Here is a 17070-nt window from a genome sequence, read left to right as displayed (position 1 = left end):
CGGGTCAGTAGACCGGCTTGCCGGGCTCGACGTCGCGCACCCAAGCCAGGATCCCGCCGTCGAGATGGCTGACGCGCGTGTAACCGGCACGCTGCGCTGCCGCGAGCACCGCGGCCGAACGGGTGCCGCCCTTGCAATGGAACACGATCTCTTTGTCCTGCGGAAGCTCCGTCCAGGCCTCCCCCGCCAGGATCCGTCCCTGTGGGATGAGCACCGAGCCGTCGATGTTCACAATCTCGTGTTCACCAATCTCGCGGACGTCCACCAGTTCGAAGTCGCGCTCCCCCGCCGCGCGGGCCGCGAGCATGGCGGAGAGCTCGGCGGCCGTGACCGTCCGAATCGAGTCACTTGGAGGCGCAGGGGTAAACCCGCAGAATGCCTCGTAGTCGGTCAATTCGGTGATCGGCGCGGCCTCCGGATCCTTGGAAACCTTGATTTCGCGCCAACTGCCGCCAAGCGCGTCAAAGAGCGCTACCCGCCCCAGCATGGAGCGCCCGACGCCGGTGATCAGCTTGATTGCCTCCGTCACCATGAGTGAACCGACTGCGGCGCACAGCATGCCGAACACGCCGCCTTCGCCGCAGGACGGGACAGATCCAGCCGGAGGGGCCTCCGGATAGAGATCGCGGTAGCTGGGGCCGTGCTTCTCCCAGAACACGCTGACCTGGCCGTCAAAGCGGAAGATGGATCCCCACACATAGGGTTTGCCGAGAATGGCGGCAGCGTCGTTCACCAAGTACCGGGTGGCAAAGTTGTCCGCGCCGTCCAGGATGAGGTCGTAGCCGGCGAAGAGCTCCAAAGCGTTGGAAGAGTCCAAGCGCACATTGTGCAGTTGGACGTTCACGAGCGGGTTGAGTTCCTTTATGGCGTCCCGCGCCGATTCAATCTTCGGCCGGCCAACGTCGGCCACCCCGTGGATGACCTGGCGCTGCAAGTTGCTGAGGTCGACGACGTCGTCGTCCACAATGCCAAGTGTCCCGACCCCGGCTGCGGCCAGGTAAAGCAGGGCGGGTGAGCCCAATCCACCGGCACCTATCACGAGCACTTTCGCGTTCTTGAGCCGACGCTGACCGGCCGCCCCGATTTCGGGAATAATGAGGTGGCGCGAGTAGCGTTCTACCTCTTCGGTGGTCAGCTCTCCGGCCGGTTCCACGAGGGGCGGCAGTGAGGACGGCAACGTTTGGGCAGCAAAAGTAGTGGCCATACTCCAAAGTATGCCTGCCGGTGCCGCCCGGTCATATTACTGCGCAGTATTGTGGTCATAACTGCAAAGGAAAGGCGGCAGACAAGTGGCTGAGAGCGCACGTATCAAACAGGAGGCACAGGTCAAGCAAGACCGGACCGGTTCGCCACGCTCGGCGAGGCTGCCACGCGATGAACGCCGGGCCCAACTCCTGAACGCCGCCCTGGAAGTGTTTGTTGCCAACGGCTTCCATGGCGCAGCCATGGACGAAATCGCCGAGACTGCCCATGTCAGCAAGCCTGTGCTGTACCAACACTTCCCGTCGAAGCGGGAGCTGTACATGGCACTCCTGGACAGCCATCTGGCCATGCTCACGGACCAGATGCTCACGGCACTGAATTCGACCTCTGACAACAAGGAACGCGTCCAGGCCGTCATGCGTGCCTACTACCGCTTCATCGCGGGAGATGACCAGGCTCACCGGCTCGTTTTCGAATCCGATCTCATCAATGACCCCGACGTCAGTTCCCGGCTTGAAACTTTCAACCGCACGTTTGCCGACGCCGTCGCCAAGGTGATTGCCGAAGACACCAAGCTACCCCCGCTGGAGGCCCAGTTGCTGGGCAGGGGCCTGGCAGGAATGGCGCAGGTCAGCGCCCGCTATTGGCTGGAAACCGATGGCGATTTGGACCTCGATGTCGCCAGCGACCTGATCTACCGTTTAGCTTGGCGCGGAATCAGTCGCTTCCCCAAAGAGTCCTAGGCTACAAATAGAGGACTGAGTAATTTCTTGATTGGCTGGGAGGCCCTGCTGTGGAAGTAAAGATCGGCATTCAGAACGTTGGCCGTGAGATCGCGCTTGAATCCGCTCTGGATGCCGAGGCTGTTGCCAAGATCGTGAGCGACGCCATTGCCAATGGCACGGACCTTCGGCTCACCGACGAGAAAGGCCGCCAGGTCATCGTGCCCGGCAACGTCCTCGGCTACGTTGAGATCGGGGCTGAGGAAGTCCGCAGGGTCGGTTTCGGCGCCCTCTAAGCTTTATCTCAGAACACCAGCGAGCCAGGAGTCCGCATGCTCTCACTTGTCATCGTGGCGCTAGCCACTCTCGGTTCAGGCTTCATTGTTTGGGGAAATGACAAACATCGTGGCACGTACGGAATCGCCGTCCCCGCCTGTGTTTCGGTAGCTGCCGCCATGCTGAGTTGGATGGTCTTCATCCAGCTCGGCTTTGGCTACCAGCCCGGTGTGACCTGGATCCCGTGGGTCTTGCCCATCATTCTGGGCACTGCGGCGGCCGCAGCTGTCGCGTTCTTGCTGGGCCGCCATCGGTTCCGGCACGACACCGCGCAGCTGACGGCAGCCCTGCGGCTCTGACTTTCCGGGCCGGGCTGTCCCTGAACCGAGCGAAAGTAACAAAACGGGGATATTCGGTCTATGGTGATGCTAGTCACATATTTTCAAGGCCTAAGGACACAAATCTCTTACGAGTCGCCACCTTATGTACTAGAAAATCGAGCTGTCTGCCTACCGTTTGGCCATGATCAAGACTCCTTACGACGTGGTAATTGTTGGCGGAGGCCACAACGGTCTCACTGCAGCGGCCTATCTGGCGCGTGCAGGCAAAAGTGTCTTTCTGCTCGAGCGTGAAGACCACCTAGGGGGCGCGGCAGTATCTGCCGCGGCCTTTGAAGGAGTCGACGCCCGACTGTCGCGGTATTCGTATCTCGTGAGCCTGCTCCCGAAACAGATCATCGACGATCTGGGGCTGGATATCGAGCTCGCCCGCCGGCGCTACTCCTCCTACACGCCCATCCCCGGAGATACCACCGGCGGTTTGCTCATCGACAGTGGCGACGCTGATGCCACCCGCCTGTCCTTCGGCCGCGTTGGCGGCGGCACCGACACGGATTTCGACGCCATGAGGGGCTTCAACACAGACACGGAACGTCTGGCACGAGCACTTTTCCCGACCGTCTGCGGGCCGCTGCCGACCCGCTCAGAGGCCCGGAAAATGCTCGACGACAACGCCCTGTGGGGAGAGTTCATCGAAAAGCCCCTCGGCCAGGCCATTGTCCAGCGATTTGAAAACGACCTCGTACGCGGTGTCCTAGCGACCGATGCACTTATCGGGACGTTTACCTCACTGGACGACCCGTCTTTGGAGGCCAACCGGTGTTTCCTTTACCACGTGATCGGAAATGAAACAGGTGACTGGGACATCCCGATCGGTGGCATGGGAGTTGTTTCCCGTGAACTGGAGCGGGCCGCCAGAGCTGCCGGTGCAGATCTGGTCACCGGGGCCGAAGTCATCTCAATCTCCGCAGATGGCGACGTTCGCTATCGCCTACAGGATGAGGAACATGTGGTCGAAGGCGGGCGCATTCTGGTCAATGTGGCTCCTTGGGTGCTGCGCGGGCTGCTGGGGGATGACAACAATGAGGAAATCGCCCGGCCCGAAGGCGCTCAAGTCAAAGTCAACCTGCTGCTCAGTCGGCTCCCGAGGCTCCATGACGAATCAGTGCGCCCCGAGGCAGCTTTCGGAGGAACTTTCCACATCAACGAAGGCTACGGCAGGCTTGAGAGTGCCTTCCACGAAGCCCTTCAAGGATCCATCCCTGACCCCCTACCTTGCGAAATTTACTGCCACTCGCTGACGGACCCAAGCATCCTCTCGCCTGAACTCACCGCTGCCGGAGCTCAGACGCTCACCGTGTTCGGGCTGCACACTCCTGACCGTTGGATCAACGAAGAAAACAACGATGCCAGCCGAGACCGGCTCCAGGCCGCCGTGCTTCGTTCCTTGAATTCGGTGCTGGCTGAGCCGATCGAGGACCTTATTCTCAAAGACGCCACGGGCAAGCCATGCATTGAAACCAAGACCACTTTGGACCTTGAGCATGCCCTCAACATGACGGGAGGCAACATCTTCCACGGGCCCCTACAGTGGCCGTTCCTGGAGGACGACGCCCCCCGAAATACAGCAGCCGAACGGTGGGGTGTCGACACCAGCAACCCGCGCATTCTTCTCTGTGGTGCCGGTGCCAGGCGCGGCGGCGGAGTCAGCGGACTCGGCGGCCACAACGCTGCGATGGCAGTCCTAGAGGACCCGCCAATCAATAGGAACAATCTGCGGGACACGATGCAATAGGTTCCCCCGAGTTCGTCAACGCCACTTTCTCCCCCCACGTCAACTCCGTCGCCAAGGATGACACGCTGGCTGCCTTGGTTCCCGCGGCCATCAAGTCCAAGGGCACGCTGACCATCGGCTCGGACACTACCTATGCTCCCGCGGAATTCCTCGGGACCGACTGCCAGACTCCGGTCGGTTACGACGTCGACATCGAGATCGGCTTTGCCCGCGAGGTCGGCGACACGCTGACATTCATGAATACCCGGCGACGCACAAATGCTCTGTCGAGCCTGGAATTCCAGCCTCGTCAGGGCATTTCCGTGTCGCCAGTCAGGTCTGATGTCGCCAGTTAACCCGAGCTACAGATCCGGCTCGTGGCCCGATTCGGTGCAGAGGCACAACCTATTTCCTTGTGAATCCGTGACCACCACCCATTTGGGTGCGTGGTCGTGGCCCATTAACGCCCCGGTAGCGGCGGTCTTCTCCAAAGCGGGTTCCGATTCAGTCTGGCTTCGGTGCACGTCCAAGTGGAGCCGATTCGGGTGGGGAGTTTGGGTTTCCTGGAACCACACGTTGGGCCCGCGGCCATAGGGATCCTCAAGGCCTCCAAAGCGGCCCTTGCGGTAGCCAAGCGCCACTCGCCAGACTTCCGAAATCCCTACGGGATCAGGGGTGTCTATTCCAACTTCTACCGTGCGGTAGAGTCCCGGCTCGGCCACGGCCCCGGCTTCCTTGGCTGCTTGGCTGGCGTGGGTGGCTGCGCGGATGTCGCGCTGCGTTACCTCGCTCCCGGCGTCGTGGGAGGTATAGCGGACGAACACCCGGTTGTACCGCCAGTCCAGGTCCGGGTGGTGGTTCTGTTCCTCGGCGATGCGCCCGACGGCGGCAATCAGCCCGAGCGCGGCAGCCGACGTCGGGCATTTGTAGGCGGTGACGAGACCGCCTAGGCGGTACCGCCAGTCCGGCAGCTCCGTCAAGGCGTCGTCAATCGCGGACCTGGTGAGAACGTCATCCTTGCCGGCCATGGGGGCTCCTTCGCTGACGTTGAATCCTTCGCAGGATGCCCCCCGCGGCCGGCAGAAGCCCGCTAGAGGAACTCGGCCCGGCCTTCCATGGCCGAGGACGCCAGAGCGTGCTCCCGGCGCGGGATGCGGCCCGCCTGCTTCGCCAGCCTACCGGCGATGACTGCGTGTTTGAAGGCCTCGCCCATCTGCACGGGGTTCTGGGCCCGGGTCACCGCGGTGGCAAGCAATACGGCGTCGCAGCCGAGCTCCATGGCCAGGGCTGCGTCGGACGCGGTGCCAATGCCGGCGTCGAGCACTACCGGCACTGAAGCGCGGGACACAATGAGCTCGATGTTGTGGGGATTCAGGATGCCCAAACCGGTGCCGATTGGCGCCCCCAAAGGCATCACCGCGGTAGCCCCGAGGTTTTCCAGGCGAAGCGCCAGCACGGGGTCGTCGTTGGTGTAGGCGAAGACCTTGAAGCCACGGTCGACGAGTTTTTCGGTGGCATCCACGAGTTCCACCGCATCCGGCAGGAGCGTGTGCTCGTCTGCGATGACCTCGAGCTTCACCCAATCCGTTTCCAGCGCCTCCCGGGCAAGCTCGGCTGTCATGACAGCGTCCTTTGCGGTAAAACAGCCTGCGGTGTTGGGGAGGACACGGATCCCGTGATCCACGAGCAATTGGAACAGGGAGCCTGTTTCCGTGGGCGTGTACCTCCGCATGGCAACGGTAGTGAGTTCGGTACCCGAGGCCAGCAGGGCCGCCCCCAGACCGTCCAGGCTCGGCGCCCCGCCCGTCCCCATGATGAGGCGCGAGCCGAACTCAACACCGTCGATCACCAAGGCGTCGGTTTGGGTGCTTGCTGTTTGAGTGCTTGCTGCGGTCATGGTTCAGCCTCCCTGTACTGCGGTAACGATTTCGAGTTCGTCGCCTTCTGCGAGCGCGGTGGCAGCCCACTGGCTGCGCGGCACCACTTCGGAATTGCGCGCGACGGCGACGCCAATCTTTCGTCCGTCGGCCGCCTGGCCTTTGGTATCCAAAGTCCGTCCGGTGATGTGGGTGACGAGCGTGGTCACGGAGGCGTCGTCGCTCAGTGTGTGGTCGGCGCCGTTCAATTTGATATTCATGCGTGGTCCTTCGGAAGGGGATCTACGGTGGCAGCCTGCGAGCCGTTTGTCGCGACGCCTGCTTTTGCGAGTGGTTTGGAGAAGCGGTCCGGGCGGAACTTGTTCCAGCGTGGATCGTCAGTGCCATCCATGAGTCCGACGCAGATTTTCGCGGCTGCCGGGGTCAGGAGCACTCCGTGCCGGAAAAAGCCGCTGGCCACGATGAGGCCGGGCACGGTGAGGCCGGGCACGGTGCCTTCTGCTCCTTCGGGGCCGGCACCTGTTGCCACCCTCCCCAGCAAGGGTGCGTTGTCCGGTGTCCCCGGACGGGCACGGGCTGTGGCTTCCAGGAGTTCCAATTCTGCTACGGCCGGGACCAGCACCTGCGCGTCGCGGAGCAATTGGTATACCCCACCGGCCGACACCGGGTTCGCGGATCCACCCGAAACCGACAAGCCGTCCTCGCGTTGCGTTGCGCCGATCACCACGGTCCCGTCCTCCCGGGGCACGATGTAGACCGGCACCCCCCGCACCATCCCGCGGACCGTTGCGGTGACCAGGGGCCGAAGGTGTTCCGGAACGCGCAGCCGCAGTATGTCGCCGTACACGGGGCGTAACGGGAGGGACAAGCCATCCGGCAGCCCGTTCAACTGGGCAGCGTGCAGCCCGTTGGCAACCACTGTTTCCTTGGCGAGCACCCTTGTGCCTGACTCGAGCTCAGCCCCGACGACGCGCCCGTCCTCCCACAGAAGGCTCGCCGCCTTGTTGCGGACCGCAAAGCCCTCCTCTGCCCCCTCAACCCAACTGGAGTCACCGGGTTGGTGGTCTCCCAGTGCGCCAACAATCGCGGCCGCAAGTCTTCGCGGATCCACTTGGTGGTCGCCGGGAATGTGGAAGGCACAGGAAATCTGCGGGCTCAACAGCGGCTCACGTTCGCGTGCCTCGCGCAGCGGCACAGATTCCACCACCAAACCGTTGGCCAGCTGGACGTCCCGGAGGTCGGCGAGCGCCCGGCGGTCCGCAGCGTCCGCGCCGACGGCGAGGGTCGGCGTCGTGCGGTATCCAGTACTGCGTCCGGTACTTGAGCCGGTCACATTGCGTTCGAAGTCCGGCCACAAGGCCGACGATTCGAGCATGAGTTCCAGGAGGTCCTCTTCCTGGTAGTGCAGTTCGCTGACGGGCGCCAGCATGCCCGCTGCCGCGAACGTAGCGCCGCTGGCCGGTGCGGGGTCGATGAGGACCACCGAGCGGCCGGACCTGCGGGCTTCCCACGCGATGCCGAGGCCGATGACACCGCCCCCGATCACCGCCACATCGGCGTGCAGGCGTTCGTGCTGAGTGTTCACTTCGTCCATGGAGTCCTTCCCTACGCCGGTACTAGCCGGATCAGGTCAAGCGGTCGGCGCTGAAGCCCTCTCAGCCGCGCGGCGATTGTGACTGCCGCCGCGGCTCCCGCGGTACCAGCCCAGTTTAGAGGAACTACTCTGTTTCCATGACCCAGCACGATGTCCACACCACCGCCCGCCTGTACCTATGCACCGACGCCCGCAAACAGCAGGGCGATTTTGAGCAGTTTGTCGATGCCGCGTTCGAGGGCGGCGTGGACATCATCCAGCTGCGGGACAAGACCATTGAGGCGGCCGAAGAACTGGAACTCCTGGAAGTTCTGCATTCCGTGGCGCACCGTCACGGCCGCCTCTGGGCCGTCAACGACCGCGCAGATATCGCGTCCCTCTCCGGCGCTCCGGTGTTTCATATCGGCCAGAAGGACATCCCGCTGCGCTCGGCCCGGAAGCTGCTCCACGACCCCACCATCATCGGCCTCTCGACGCACACCCCCGAACAGATTGACGCGGCCATCGCCGCATCGCCTGGCCGCAGCGGCCTGGACTATTTCTGCGTCGGACCGGTGTGGGCAACTCCCACCAAGCCGGGGCGTTCCGCCGTCGGGCTCGATCTCGTAAAGTACGCTGCCGAGGCCATGAAGAAGGCAGACGCGGAGACCGTGGGCGGCGTTGTGCTCCCTTGGTTCGCAATCGGCGGCGTCGATCTCAGCAACGTTGAGGAAGTGGTGCAAGCAGGCGCCAGCCGCATCGTGGTGGTCCGGGCCATCACTGAAGCAGAGGATCCGACGGCCGCAGCCCAGGCGCTCCTTGCCGCCCTGGACGCTGCGGCGGCTTAGCAAGACTCCGGGAGATTTTGGAGTTACCCTGACTTTCGTGTCACATCAGCGGATAGCACCGAATCTCAGTGAAACGTCGAACACGCTCGCAGAGGCGCTGGCGGCGCTTCGAACTGAGCTTGAGCTGCCTGCCGGCTATCCCATCGAAGCGCTGCGCGACGCCGAAACTGCGGTTTCCGGTCACACGCTGCCCGCCCAGGACCTCACGGAGATTCCGTTCATCACGATCGACCCGGCATCTTCCACGGATCTCGATCAAGCGCTTTTCATTGAGCGGTCCGGCAATGGTTACAGGGTCCTTTACGCCATCTCCGACGTGCCCTCCTTCGTCACTCCGGGAGGGGCGCTCGACGGCGAGACCCGTCACCGTGGGCAAACGTACTATGCCCCGGACGGGCGCATCCCGCTGCACCCCGAGATCATCAGCGAGCGTGCCGGAAGCCTGCTGGCTGGTCAGACGTGCGGCGCCTTCGTATGGGACTTCGAACTCGACGCCGAGACGGAGTTCCGTACGGTCTCCGTGCGTCGGGCCAGGGTTCGCAGCCGCGCCAAGCTCAACTACAAGGGCGTCCAAGCGGAGATCGATTCCGGAACAGCGGATCCGGTCCTGCAACTCCTCAAGGAGGTCGGGCTCAAGCGGGTGGAACTCGAACGCCGACGAGGCGGAGCCAGCCTGAACATGCCGGAACAGGAAATCGTCCAACTGCCCGACGGCGAGGGGTACAGGATCGTTGCTGCTCCCCCGTTGCCGGTAGAAGACTGGAACGCCCAGATTTCGCTTATGACCGGGATGGCCGCAGCCCAGCTGATGCTCGACGGAAAAGTGGGCATCCTGCGTACCATGCCCGCCCCCGATGAACGCTCGTTGCTCCATTTCAAACGGCAGACGGGCGCCCTCGGCAAGCCTTGGCGCGACCGGATCAGCTATGGCGAGTACCTGCGGACCCTCGATGCCAGGGACCCCCGGCAGCTGGCAATCCTCCATTCGGCAGGGATGCTCTTCCGCGGCGCCGGCTACACGCCTTTCGACGGCGAGGTACCAGACAGCGTGATGCAGTCCGCGATCGGAGCCCCGTACGCCCACGCGACCGCTCCGTTGCGGCGGCTGATCGATCGCTTCGTCTTGGTCATCTGCGAAGCCCTGAGTAACGGGACAGCAATTCCCGCGTGGGCACGGGACGCCCTGCCGAGCTTGCCTGCAATCATGGCGTCATCCGATCAGATTGCCGGCAAGCTTGAGCGCCTGGCCCTGGACACTGTGGAGGCAGCGCTCCTGGTGAACCATATCGGCCAGGAGTTCGACGCCGTCGTCATCTCCGGGTCGAAACCCGCCAAGAACAACGGCAACGGCAACGGGAACAGCACCAACGGCAACAACGGGAATGGGAACGGAGCCCCGCACGGTCCCTACGGCATCGTCCAGATCGCCGAGCCCGCGGTCACCGCTCGCTGCGACGGCGAAATGGAATCCGGCACGAAGGTCCGGGTGAAACTGCTTGACGCGGAAATCGCCACCCGCCAAATCACCTTCGAACTGCTCGCTTAGCGGAGTCCTTCGCAGGCCCGGGGCCGCGATCCGGGGTTTATTGCCCCCAGACGCTAGACTGTGTGAGTAGTAATGGATGCCCGGTCGTTGATCCAGTTAATTTTTTGACATCAACAAGCCCGCCCCTACGCGATCTTGAGATACACCAACTGGTCCCCAGTGCCAGTATTTAGATAGCCCGCGATCGGCTTCCACTGGATTTGCTTGCGCCCATCCGTGCTCCGGAACGGCCCTGCCACAACCGTTGAGCACGCAGCGCAGCCCAAATGAATAAGGAAAACTCCACTGTGAGTGAATTGCACACCCATGAAGTCCTGACAGACGGAACCGAAACGATCGAACCCGAGGAGACCATTTCCTCGGATGAAATACCCCACGAGATCGCAGAAAAGTCCTTCGCCGATTACAACGTCCGCGCCGACATCGTTGAATCCCTCGCCGACGCCGGGATCACCCACCCCTTCCCCATCCAGGCCATGACCCTCCCGGTAGCCCTGGGCGGTCACGACATCATCGGCCAGGCCAAGACGGGTACCGGAAAGACCCTCGGCTTCGGTATTCCGGCGCTGCAGCGCGTCGTCGGACCGGACGACGCCGGCCACCACAAGCTCGCCGTCCCGGGTGCACCCCAGGCCCTCGTGATTGTTCCTACCCGCGAACTCGCCGTTCAGGTGGCCAACGACCTCCAGACGGCATCCCGGAAGCGCAACGCGCGCATCGCCACGATCTACGGCGGCCGCGCTTACGAGCCCCAGATCGAGGCCCTGCAGAAGGGCGTCGAGGTTGTCGTCGGCACGCCCGGCCGTTTGATCGACCTCTACAAGCAGAAGCACCTTAACCTCAAGAACGTCCGCATGGTGATTCTCGACGAAGCAGACGAGATGCTCGACCTCGGCTTCCTTCCGGACGTCGAGACCCTGATTGCCGGAACACCCGCCGTCCGCCAGACCCTGCTCTTCTCGGCCACCATGCCCGGCCCGGTCATCGCCATGGCCCGCCGCTACATGACGCAGCCCACTCACATCCGTGCCGCCGACCCGGACGACGAAGGCCTGACCAAGCGCGACATCCGGCAGCTCATCTACCGTGCCCACAGCATGGACAAGGTCGAGGTAGTCGCCCGCATCCTGCAGGCCCGCGGACGCGGCCGGACCATCATCTTCACCAAGACCAAGCGCACCGCAGCCAAGGTCGCCGAGGAACTCGTGGACCGCGGCTTCGCCGCCGCCGCCATCCACGGTGACCTGGGCCAGGGCGCCCGCGAGCAAGCCCTCCGCGCCTTCCGCAACAACAAGGTGGACGTCCTTGTGGCCACTGACGTCGCCGCCCGCGGCATCGACGTCGATGACGTCACGCACGTGATCAACTATCAGTGCGTCGAAGACGAAAAGATCTACTTGCACCGCGTTGGCCGCACCGGCCGCGCCGGCAACAAGGGCACGGCCGTGACGTTCGTCGATTGGGACGACATGCCGCGCTGGGGTCTCATCAACAAGGCACTTGGCCTGAGCTATCCGGAGCCGGTGGAAACCTACTCCTCGTCGCCGCACCTCTTCGAGGAGCTGGACATCCCTGCGGGCACCAAGGGCCGCCTGCCCCGCGACAAGCGCGTTCTGGCCGGCGTCGACGCTGAGGTCTTGGAAGACCTCGGCGAGACCGGCAAGAAAAACTCGCGCTCCGGGGGCGATTCCGGGCGTGGACGCTCCGGCCGCGACAGCGGACACGAAGGTGGACGCCGTGGCGCGAAGTCCGGCGATGCTCCCTCTCGCGAGGGCAGCGGCGAGGGTGGACACAACCGCACGCGCCGTCGTCGTACTTCCGAAGGCGACGCGGCCCCCGCCGAAGCTGCAGCCCAGTCTGCCGAGCCGCAGTCCGGCGAAAGTGCGGACAAGCCTTCCCGCGCACGCCGTTCGCGCACGCGCCGCCGCAACGGCGAAGTGGTGGCCGCTTCCGGTGGTTCTGCCGAGAGCACCGAGGCTTAACGGCCTCAATGACTGACACTGTTTGGGCGCCGGACGGCAGCAATTTGGTGGTTCACGCGGACAACGCGGATTTCCTCCCCACGCTGCCGGACGGCGCCTTCACACTGATTTACGTGGACCCGCCCTTCAATACGGGCCGCGTCCAGAGCCGCCAGGAAACGCGCATGGTGCGCAACGCCGACGGTGACGGCGACCGCGTCGGGTTCAAGGGCCGCTCCTATGACACCATCAAGGGCGCCCTGCACAGCTACGACGACGCCTTCAGCGACTACTGGTCCTTCCTGGAACCCCGGCTCGTGGAGGCCTGGCGCCTACTCGCCGAAGACGGCACCTTGTACCTGCATCTGGACTACCGCGAGGTGCACTACGCCAAGGTCATGCTGGACTCGATCTTCGGCCGGGAATGTTTCTTGAACGAGATCATCTGGGCCTACGACTACGGCGCCCGCGCCAAGAACCGTTGGCCCACCAAGCACGACAACATCCTCGTGTACGTGAAGAACCCCGCCAAATACCACTTCGACAACGCCGAGGTGGACCGCGAGCCGTACATGGCGCCCGGCCTCGTGACGCCGGCCAAGCGGGAACTCGGGAAACTCCCCACGGACGTGTGGTGGCACACCATAGTTTCGCCCACCGGCAAGGAAAAGACCGGCTATCCAACGCAAAAGCCGGAGGGCCTGGTCCGGCGGATCGTCACCGCATCCAGCCGGCCGGGAGACTGGTGCCTGGACTTTTTCGCCGGGTCCGGCACGCTCGGTTCAGTCGCCGCGAAGCTCGAGCGCAAGTTCGTGTGCGTGGACCAGAACGCCCCGGCCATCGACGTGATGCGTAAGCGCCTGGACGGCAAGGCCACTTTCTACCCCAACTAGCTAGCAGTTGGGCTTCGCGGGACCTCCGTCAGCGGACCACGGAACTTCCTGTGCCAAGTTCCTCGATGCGGGCCAGGACCTCCGGGGACGTCAGGTTCTCCCCGAACAGATTGGGTTTGCCGGTTCCGTGGTAGTCGGAAGATCCGGTCATGAACAACCCGTTCTCTGCAGCCAGGCGCCGCAGGAACACGCGGCCTTCCTCGGGGTTGTCGCGGTGCTCCACTTCCAGCCCTTGGAGCCCGGCGTCGATCATTTCCCGGTAAGTCCGTTCCCCCACCACCCGGCCGCGGGCCGAGGCGACCGGATGGGCGAAGACGGGCACGCCACCCGCCGCACGGACGAGCTCGACGGCGAGCGCCGGGGCCGGTGCGTAGTGCTGCACGAAGTAGCGCGAGTGCGAGGTCAGGATCGCGGAGAAGGCCTCGGAGCGGTCAGCCACGGCACCGGATGCCACAAGGGCGTCGGCGATGTGTGGACGGCCCACGGTTGCGCCAGGAGCCACATGGTGGATGACATCGTCCCAGCTCAAGGGATAGTCCTCGGCAAGGAGCGTGACCATGCGCTTCGCTCGAGTGAGCCTCGCGTCCTTTGCTTTGGTGATTTCTTCGAGCAGGCCGGGATGCTCCGGATCATGGAGATAGCTCAGCAGATGGACGCTGATCCCCTCCCGGGTGCGGCAGGATATCTCCATCCCCGGCACGAAGGCCAGGCCGAATTCAAGGGCGGCAACGGAAGCCTGATCCCAGCCACCGGTGGAGTCGTGGTCTGTCAGCGCCACCACATCCAGACCCGCGGCAGACGCTGAAGCGATCACTCCCGCGGGAGCCTCGGTCCCGTCGGAAACATTGGAGTGCGCGTGCAGGTCGATCTTCACTTTCCAAGCCTATTGGATCAGGGGCGGCTTGGACCGTTGCGGCGTTGGCCTAGTGTCGGCCTTGATGGGACGATGGGACGGTGAACGATGCAGATAACACCCAAAACGGTGAAACCACAGCCTCCCAGCCCCTGGAGGAGCGCGTCAACAACCGCTCCCAGCGGCCCACATCCGATGCCTTCAAGGCGTTCATGGCCAGCAATTGGGCGCCCGCCCCGCAGGTGACCCCTGCGCGCGACGCCGTTGCAGACCACGCCGCCACGCGTCGTCGGGCCATCTCCGACAAGTTCGCCGGTGTGCGCCTGGTCGTACCGGCGGGTCCTCCCAAGGTCCGTTCGAACGATTGCGACTACCGCTTCCGCCCCCACTCCGGCTTCGCCCACCTCACGGGCTTGGGCCTGGACCACGAGCCCGATGCCGTGCTGGTCCTGGAACCTGTCGAAGAAGGAACCGGCGACGACGGCGGCAACCACCTCGCGACCCTCTACTTCCGTCCGCTGGCTGGCCGGGACACGGAGCAGTTCTACGCGGACTCGCGTTCCGGTGAGTTCTGGATCGGTGCCCGTCCCACGCTCGCCGAATTCGAAGCGCGCCTCGGGCTCAAAACTGCTCATATCGATGAACTCGAGATGGCCATCACAAAGAACGTCGGCGCCGCGGAAATCGGAGGCATCTCCATCCGCCTGGTCCGCAAAGTGGACGAGAACATCGAAGCCCTCGTAGATACCGCCCGCTACAACACGGCCAAGGATCCGGAGAACTTGGACCTGAGCGAACTCGATGCCCTCGACGAACTGCTCAGCGAGGCCCTCTCCGAGCTTCGCCTGCTCAAGGACCCCTGGGAAGTCGAGCAGATGAAGATCGCCGTCGCAGCTACGGTCGAGGGTTTCGCCGACGTCGTCCGTGCCCTCCCCCGCGCCATGACCCACCACCGGGGCGAACGGGTCGTCGAGGGCGCGTTCTTCGCCCGTGCGCGCGAGGAAGGCAACGAACTCGGCTACGACACCATCGCGGCAGCCGGAAACAACGCCACGGTGTTGCATTGGACCCGGAACACGGGCAAGGTCAACGCCGGGGAGCTCCTGCTCGTGGACGCTGGCGTGGAGGCGGATTCGCTCTACACGGCGGACATAACCCGCACCATTCCGGCTAACGGAAAGTTCTCGGATGTTCAACGCAAGGTCTACGAGGCCGTGCTTGACGCTGCCGACGCCGGATTCGCCGCGGCCCAGCCGGGCGTGAAGTTCCGCGAGGTCCACACCGCCGCGACCACGGTGCTTGCCGAGCGCCTTGCCGAGTGGGGTCTGCTGCCGGTTTCGGTGGAGGAAGCCATCAACCCCGAAGGCCAGCAGCACCGCCGCTGGATGCCGCACGGCACCAGCCACCACTTGGGACTGGACGTCCACGACTGCGCCCAGGCCAAGCGCGATCTCTACCTGGACGGTGTCCTCACGGAGGGCATGGTGTTCACCATCGAACCCGGGCTCTACTTCAAGAACGAGGACCTCGCCATTCCTGAGGAATACCGTGGAATCGGTGTCCGGATCGAAGACGACATCCTGATGACCGCCGACGGTCCCGTCAACCTCAGCGCCGCCCTCCCCCGCAAGGCGGACGACGTCGAGACCTGGATGGCGGGCATTTACCAAGACGCCGAAGCGTAATTAGTCAGGCAAACGCAAAAGGAGGGCTACCGGGTACTGATCCGGTAGCCCTCCTTTTTTGCTTTGGGGACGACCCTAGTAATGGTGGCGGGCTGCAATGATGACGAGTTGTTCCGGCTCGGCAGCATAAACCAGCCGGTGCTCTTCGGTGATCCGTCTGGACCAGTACCCCGAAAGCTGGTGTTTTAGGGCCTCAGGCTTGCCGATGCCATCAAAGGGATCACGTTGGCAGTCTTTGATCAGCGCGTTGATGCGCCTGGTCATCGCCTTGTCGGTACCGATCCAGTAAACGTAGTCGTCCCAAGCTTTGTCGGTGAAGAGGATGTTCACTCGGCCAGTTCGCGCCGGACTGCCGACCCGGCGCGGTGCTGTGCGATGCTTTCGAGCAGGTGAGCGGCATTTGCCGGCGTTCGTAGCAGGTAAGCCGTCTCTTCCAGTGCCTCATAATCCGCTAGGGACATGAGAACAGCACTGCCCTTCTTGGACACGATTTCAATGGCTGTGTGATCGGCGTTGACTCGCTCAATAAGAGGGAACAACTCCGCTCTGGCTTTTGAAGCGGTGATCGCCATGACTTCTTCCTCGCTCACGTTTGGTACCAAATATTGTACCATTTCGACACGAGCAGCGGCTACTGCTTGGCCGCGTCCTCGCCGTCAGATTCGTGCTGCTCGCCGTTTCCCGCACCGTTCACTCGAACGCCGTACTGTGGCCGGCCGTCCGGAAGGTCCGGGTAGCGCACGCCTGTGGTGGGCTGTGCCGCTTGGACTGGAACATCCGCGGCTGGCTGGGCCGGCTCGCCGGTTGTCGGCTGTCCGGACTCGGGTCCGCGCTGGCCGTAGGGGTCCTGCCAGGAAGCCGGCCGTTCGGGGGCGGGGCCCTGTGGGCCTGGCTGGACTGGCGGGTTCCGGTAGTCCTGCGGCGTGTAGGCCTGAGGCGGCCGGCCAAACGCCGCCTCGGAGGGATTCATCGGCAATTGGTGAAGGAGTCGGCGCGCTTCCTGCGATGCTTCCAACGCGACAATGACGTCATAGTTTGTCGCCACCACCTGGCTGGTGGACGTGAAATCCCGCTTTCCGCGCTGGGCGGCATAAGTGACGATCCCAAAGAGCATGAAGAAAGCAGCACCCATGAGAACCGATGTCACAATCGAGAACGGGCCCCCGGCCGGGGTGAAGAACGAAAGCATGACCCCCACGAACAGGCCGAACCACATGCCGCTCAGGGCGCCTGACAGTGCAACCCGCGGGTAGCTGAGCCGTCCCGTCACCCGCTCCACCATTTTGAGGTCGTTTCCCACAATGGAGACATGCTGGACCGGGAACTGCTGGTCGGCCAGATAATCAACCGCCTTCTGGGCATCAAGATAGGAGGTGTAGGAGCCAACGGTGTCGCCCTTGGGGACGCTGCGGGATTCCTCCGTGGCCTTTGGGGTACCGAAAATGTTCGCCATAGCCCCATTCTGTCCCATTCACATGTGCAGCGGCTGAAATTCAGCTAAAAGAGAGCAGACTCGGTAGC

19 protein-coding genes and 1 riboswitch are annotated in these 17070 nt (G+C 63.6%); of the genes, 10 read left to right on the top strand and 9 right to left on the bottom strand.

Going from position 1 to position 17070, the window contains the following annotated elements; all coding sequences use genetic code 11:
* Nucleotides 1-4: 4 nt before the first annotated feature.
* Nucleotides 5-1204 (bottom strand): molybdopterin-synthase adenylyltransferase MoeB, encoded by a 1200-nt coding sequence (moeB, locus tag OOZ51_RS01155; RefSeq protein ID WP_265977053.1) that lies wholly within the window; start codon nt 1202-1204, stop codon nt 5-7.
* An 85-nt stretch (nt 1205-1289) separates the two neighbouring features.
* Between moeB and OOZ51_RS01150 the strand changes: the two genes are divergently transcribed.
* The 5 genes from OOZ51_RS01150 (at nt 1290) to OOZ51_RS01130 (ending at nt 4669) form a co-directional block, all read left to right on the top strand.
* Nucleotides 1290-1946, top strand: coding sequence for a TetR/AcrR family transcriptional regulator (locus OOZ51_RS01150; protein WP_416346330.1), 657 nt, complete (start codon nt 1290-1292; stop codon nt 1944-1946).
* A gap of 50 nt (nt 1947-1996) precedes the next feature.
* Nucleotides 1997-2221, top strand: a complete 225-nt coding sequence (locus tag OOZ51_RS01145) for a DUF3107 domain-containing protein (protein WP_265977052.1) — start codon at nt 1997-1999, stop codon at nt 2219-2221.
* A gap of 36 nt (nt 2222-2257) precedes the next feature.
* The gene (locus OOZ51_RS01140; protein WP_265977051.1) at nt 2258-2560 is read left to right on the top strand and encodes a hypothetical protein; all 303 of its coding nucleotides are present in this window, start codon (nt 2258-2260) and stop codon (nt 2558-2560) included.
* 163 nt (nt 2561-2723) lie between these two features.
* A complete protein-coding gene (locus tag OOZ51_RS01135) occupies nt 2724-4334 on the top strand; it encodes a phytoene desaturase family protein (RefSeq protein ID WP_265977050.1) in 1611 nt (536 codons plus the stop codon).
* A gap of 74 nt (nt 4335-4408) precedes the next feature.
* Nucleotides 4409-4669, top strand: coding sequence for a hypothetical protein (locus OOZ51_RS01130; RefSeq protein ID WP_265977049.1), 261 nt, complete (start codon nt 4409-4411; stop codon nt 4667-4669).
* A gap of 6 nt (nt 4670-4675) precedes the next feature.
* Here the strand turns inward: OOZ51_RS01130 and OOZ51_RS01125 are convergent, their stop codons facing one another.
* From OOZ51_RS01125 to thiO, 4 genes are all read right to left on the bottom strand, one after another.
* Nucleotides 4676-5341 carry a 4a-hydroxytetrahydrobiopterin dehydratase gene (locus tag OOZ51_RS01125; protein ID WP_265977048.1) on the bottom strand — a complete coding sequence of 222 codons (666 nt, stop codon included), beginning with the start codon at nt 5339-5341 and terminating at the stop codon, nt 4676-4678.
* A 62-nt stretch (nt 5342-5403) separates the two neighbouring features.
* Nucleotides 5404-6210 carry a thiazole synthase gene (locus OOZ51_RS01120; protein ID WP_265977047.1) on the bottom strand — a complete coding sequence of 269 codons (807 nt, stop codon included), beginning with the start codon at nt 6208-6210 and terminating at the stop codon, nt 5404-5406.
* Between the two features lie 3 nt (nt 6211-6213).
* On the bottom strand, nt 6214-6450 hold the full coding sequence (gene thiS / locus OOZ51_RS01115; RefSeq protein WP_265977046.1) for a sulfur carrier protein ThiS: 237 nt from the start codon (nt 6448-6450) through the stop codon (nt 6214-6216).
* Nucleotides 6447-7784 carry a glycine oxidase ThiO gene (gene thiO, locus OOZ51_RS01110; protein ID WP_265977045.1) on the bottom strand — a complete coding sequence of 446 codons (1338 nt, stop codon included), beginning with the start codon at nt 7782-7784 and terminating at the stop codon, nt 6447-6449. The genes thiS and thiO overlap by 4 nt, the downstream gene beginning before the upstream one ends.
* Nucleotides 7776-7895, bottom strand: a riboswitch (TPP riboswitch). It overlaps the preceding gene by 9 nt.
* 26 nt (nt 7896-7921) lie before the next feature.
* Between thiO and thiE the strand changes: the two genes are divergently transcribed.
* From thiE to OOZ51_RS01090, 4 genes are all read left to right on the top strand, one after another.
* Entirely contained in the window at nt 7922-8611 is a 690-nt protein-coding gene (gene thiE / locus OOZ51_RS01105; protein ID WP_265977044.1) for a thiamine phosphate synthase, read from the top strand.
* 37 nt (nt 8612-8648) lie between these two features.
* Nucleotides 8649-10157, top strand: coding sequence for an RNB domain-containing ribonuclease (locus tag OOZ51_RS01100; protein WP_265977043.1), 1509 nt, complete (start codon nt 8649-8651; stop codon nt 10155-10157).
* A gap of 287 nt (nt 10158-10444) precedes the next feature.
* Nucleotides 10445-12139 (top strand): DEAD/DEAH box helicase, encoded by a 1695-nt coding sequence (locus tag OOZ51_RS01095; RefSeq protein WP_265977042.1) that lies wholly within the window; start codon nt 10445-10447, stop codon nt 12137-12139.
* 8 nt (nt 12140-12147) lie between these two features.
* Nucleotides 12148-13011: a DNA-methyltransferase gene (locus tag OOZ51_RS01090; protein ID WP_265977041.1), complete on the top strand. Its 864-nt coding sequence runs from the start codon at nt 12148-12150 to the stop codon at nt 13009-13011.
* A 28-nt stretch (nt 13012-13039) separates the two neighbouring features.
* On the opposite strand, the gene OOZ51_RS01085 is transcribed toward OOZ51_RS01090, so the two are convergent.
* The gene (locus OOZ51_RS01085; RefSeq protein WP_265977040.1) at nt 13040-13885 is read right to left on the bottom strand and encodes a PHP domain-containing protein; all 846 of its coding nucleotides are present in this window, start codon (nt 13883-13885) and stop codon (nt 13040-13042) included.
* Between the two features lie 80 nt (nt 13886-13965).
* Between OOZ51_RS01085 and OOZ51_RS01080 the strand changes: the two genes are divergently transcribed.
* On the top strand, nt 13966-15549 hold the full coding sequence (locus OOZ51_RS01080) for an aminopeptidase P family protein (protein WP_265977039.1): 1584 nt from the start codon (nt 13966-13968) through the stop codon (nt 15547-15549).
* A 75-nt stretch (nt 15550-15624) separates the two neighbouring features.
* Here OOZ51_RS01080 and OOZ51_RS01075 read toward each other — a convergent pair whose 3' ends face one another.
* From OOZ51_RS01075 to OOZ51_RS01065, 3 genes are read right to left on the bottom strand one after another with little or no spacing between them, the layout of a single operon-like run.
* Nucleotides 15625-15879, bottom strand: coding sequence for a Txe/YoeB family addiction module toxin (locus OOZ51_RS01075; RefSeq protein WP_265977038.1), 255 nt, complete (start codon nt 15877-15879; stop codon nt 15625-15627).
* Nucleotides 15876-16139 carry a type II toxin-antitoxin system Phd/YefM family antitoxin gene (locus OOZ51_RS01070; protein ID WP_416346329.1) on the bottom strand — a complete coding sequence of 88 codons (264 nt, stop codon included), beginning with the start codon at nt 16137-16139 and terminating at the stop codon, nt 15876-15878. Before OOZ51_RS01070 ends, OOZ51_RS01075 begins: the two co-directional genes overlap by 4 nt.
* Nucleotides 16140-16180: 41 nt before the next feature.
* On the bottom strand, nt 16181-17002 hold the full coding sequence (locus tag OOZ51_RS01065) for a YflT domain-containing protein (protein WP_265977037.1): 822 nt from the start codon (nt 17000-17002) through the stop codon (nt 16181-16183).
* Nucleotides 17003-17070 lie beyond the last annotated feature (68 nt).

This window comes from Arthrobacter rhizophilus (genome assembly GCF_026241105.1).
In the GTDB taxonomy this organism is placed as follows: Bacteria; Actinomycetota; Actinomycetes; order Actinomycetales; family Micrococcaceae; genus Arthrobacter.
The sequence above is the reverse complement of the archived record's forward strand: the minus strand, read 5'-3'. Positions and strand labels throughout refer to the sequence as shown.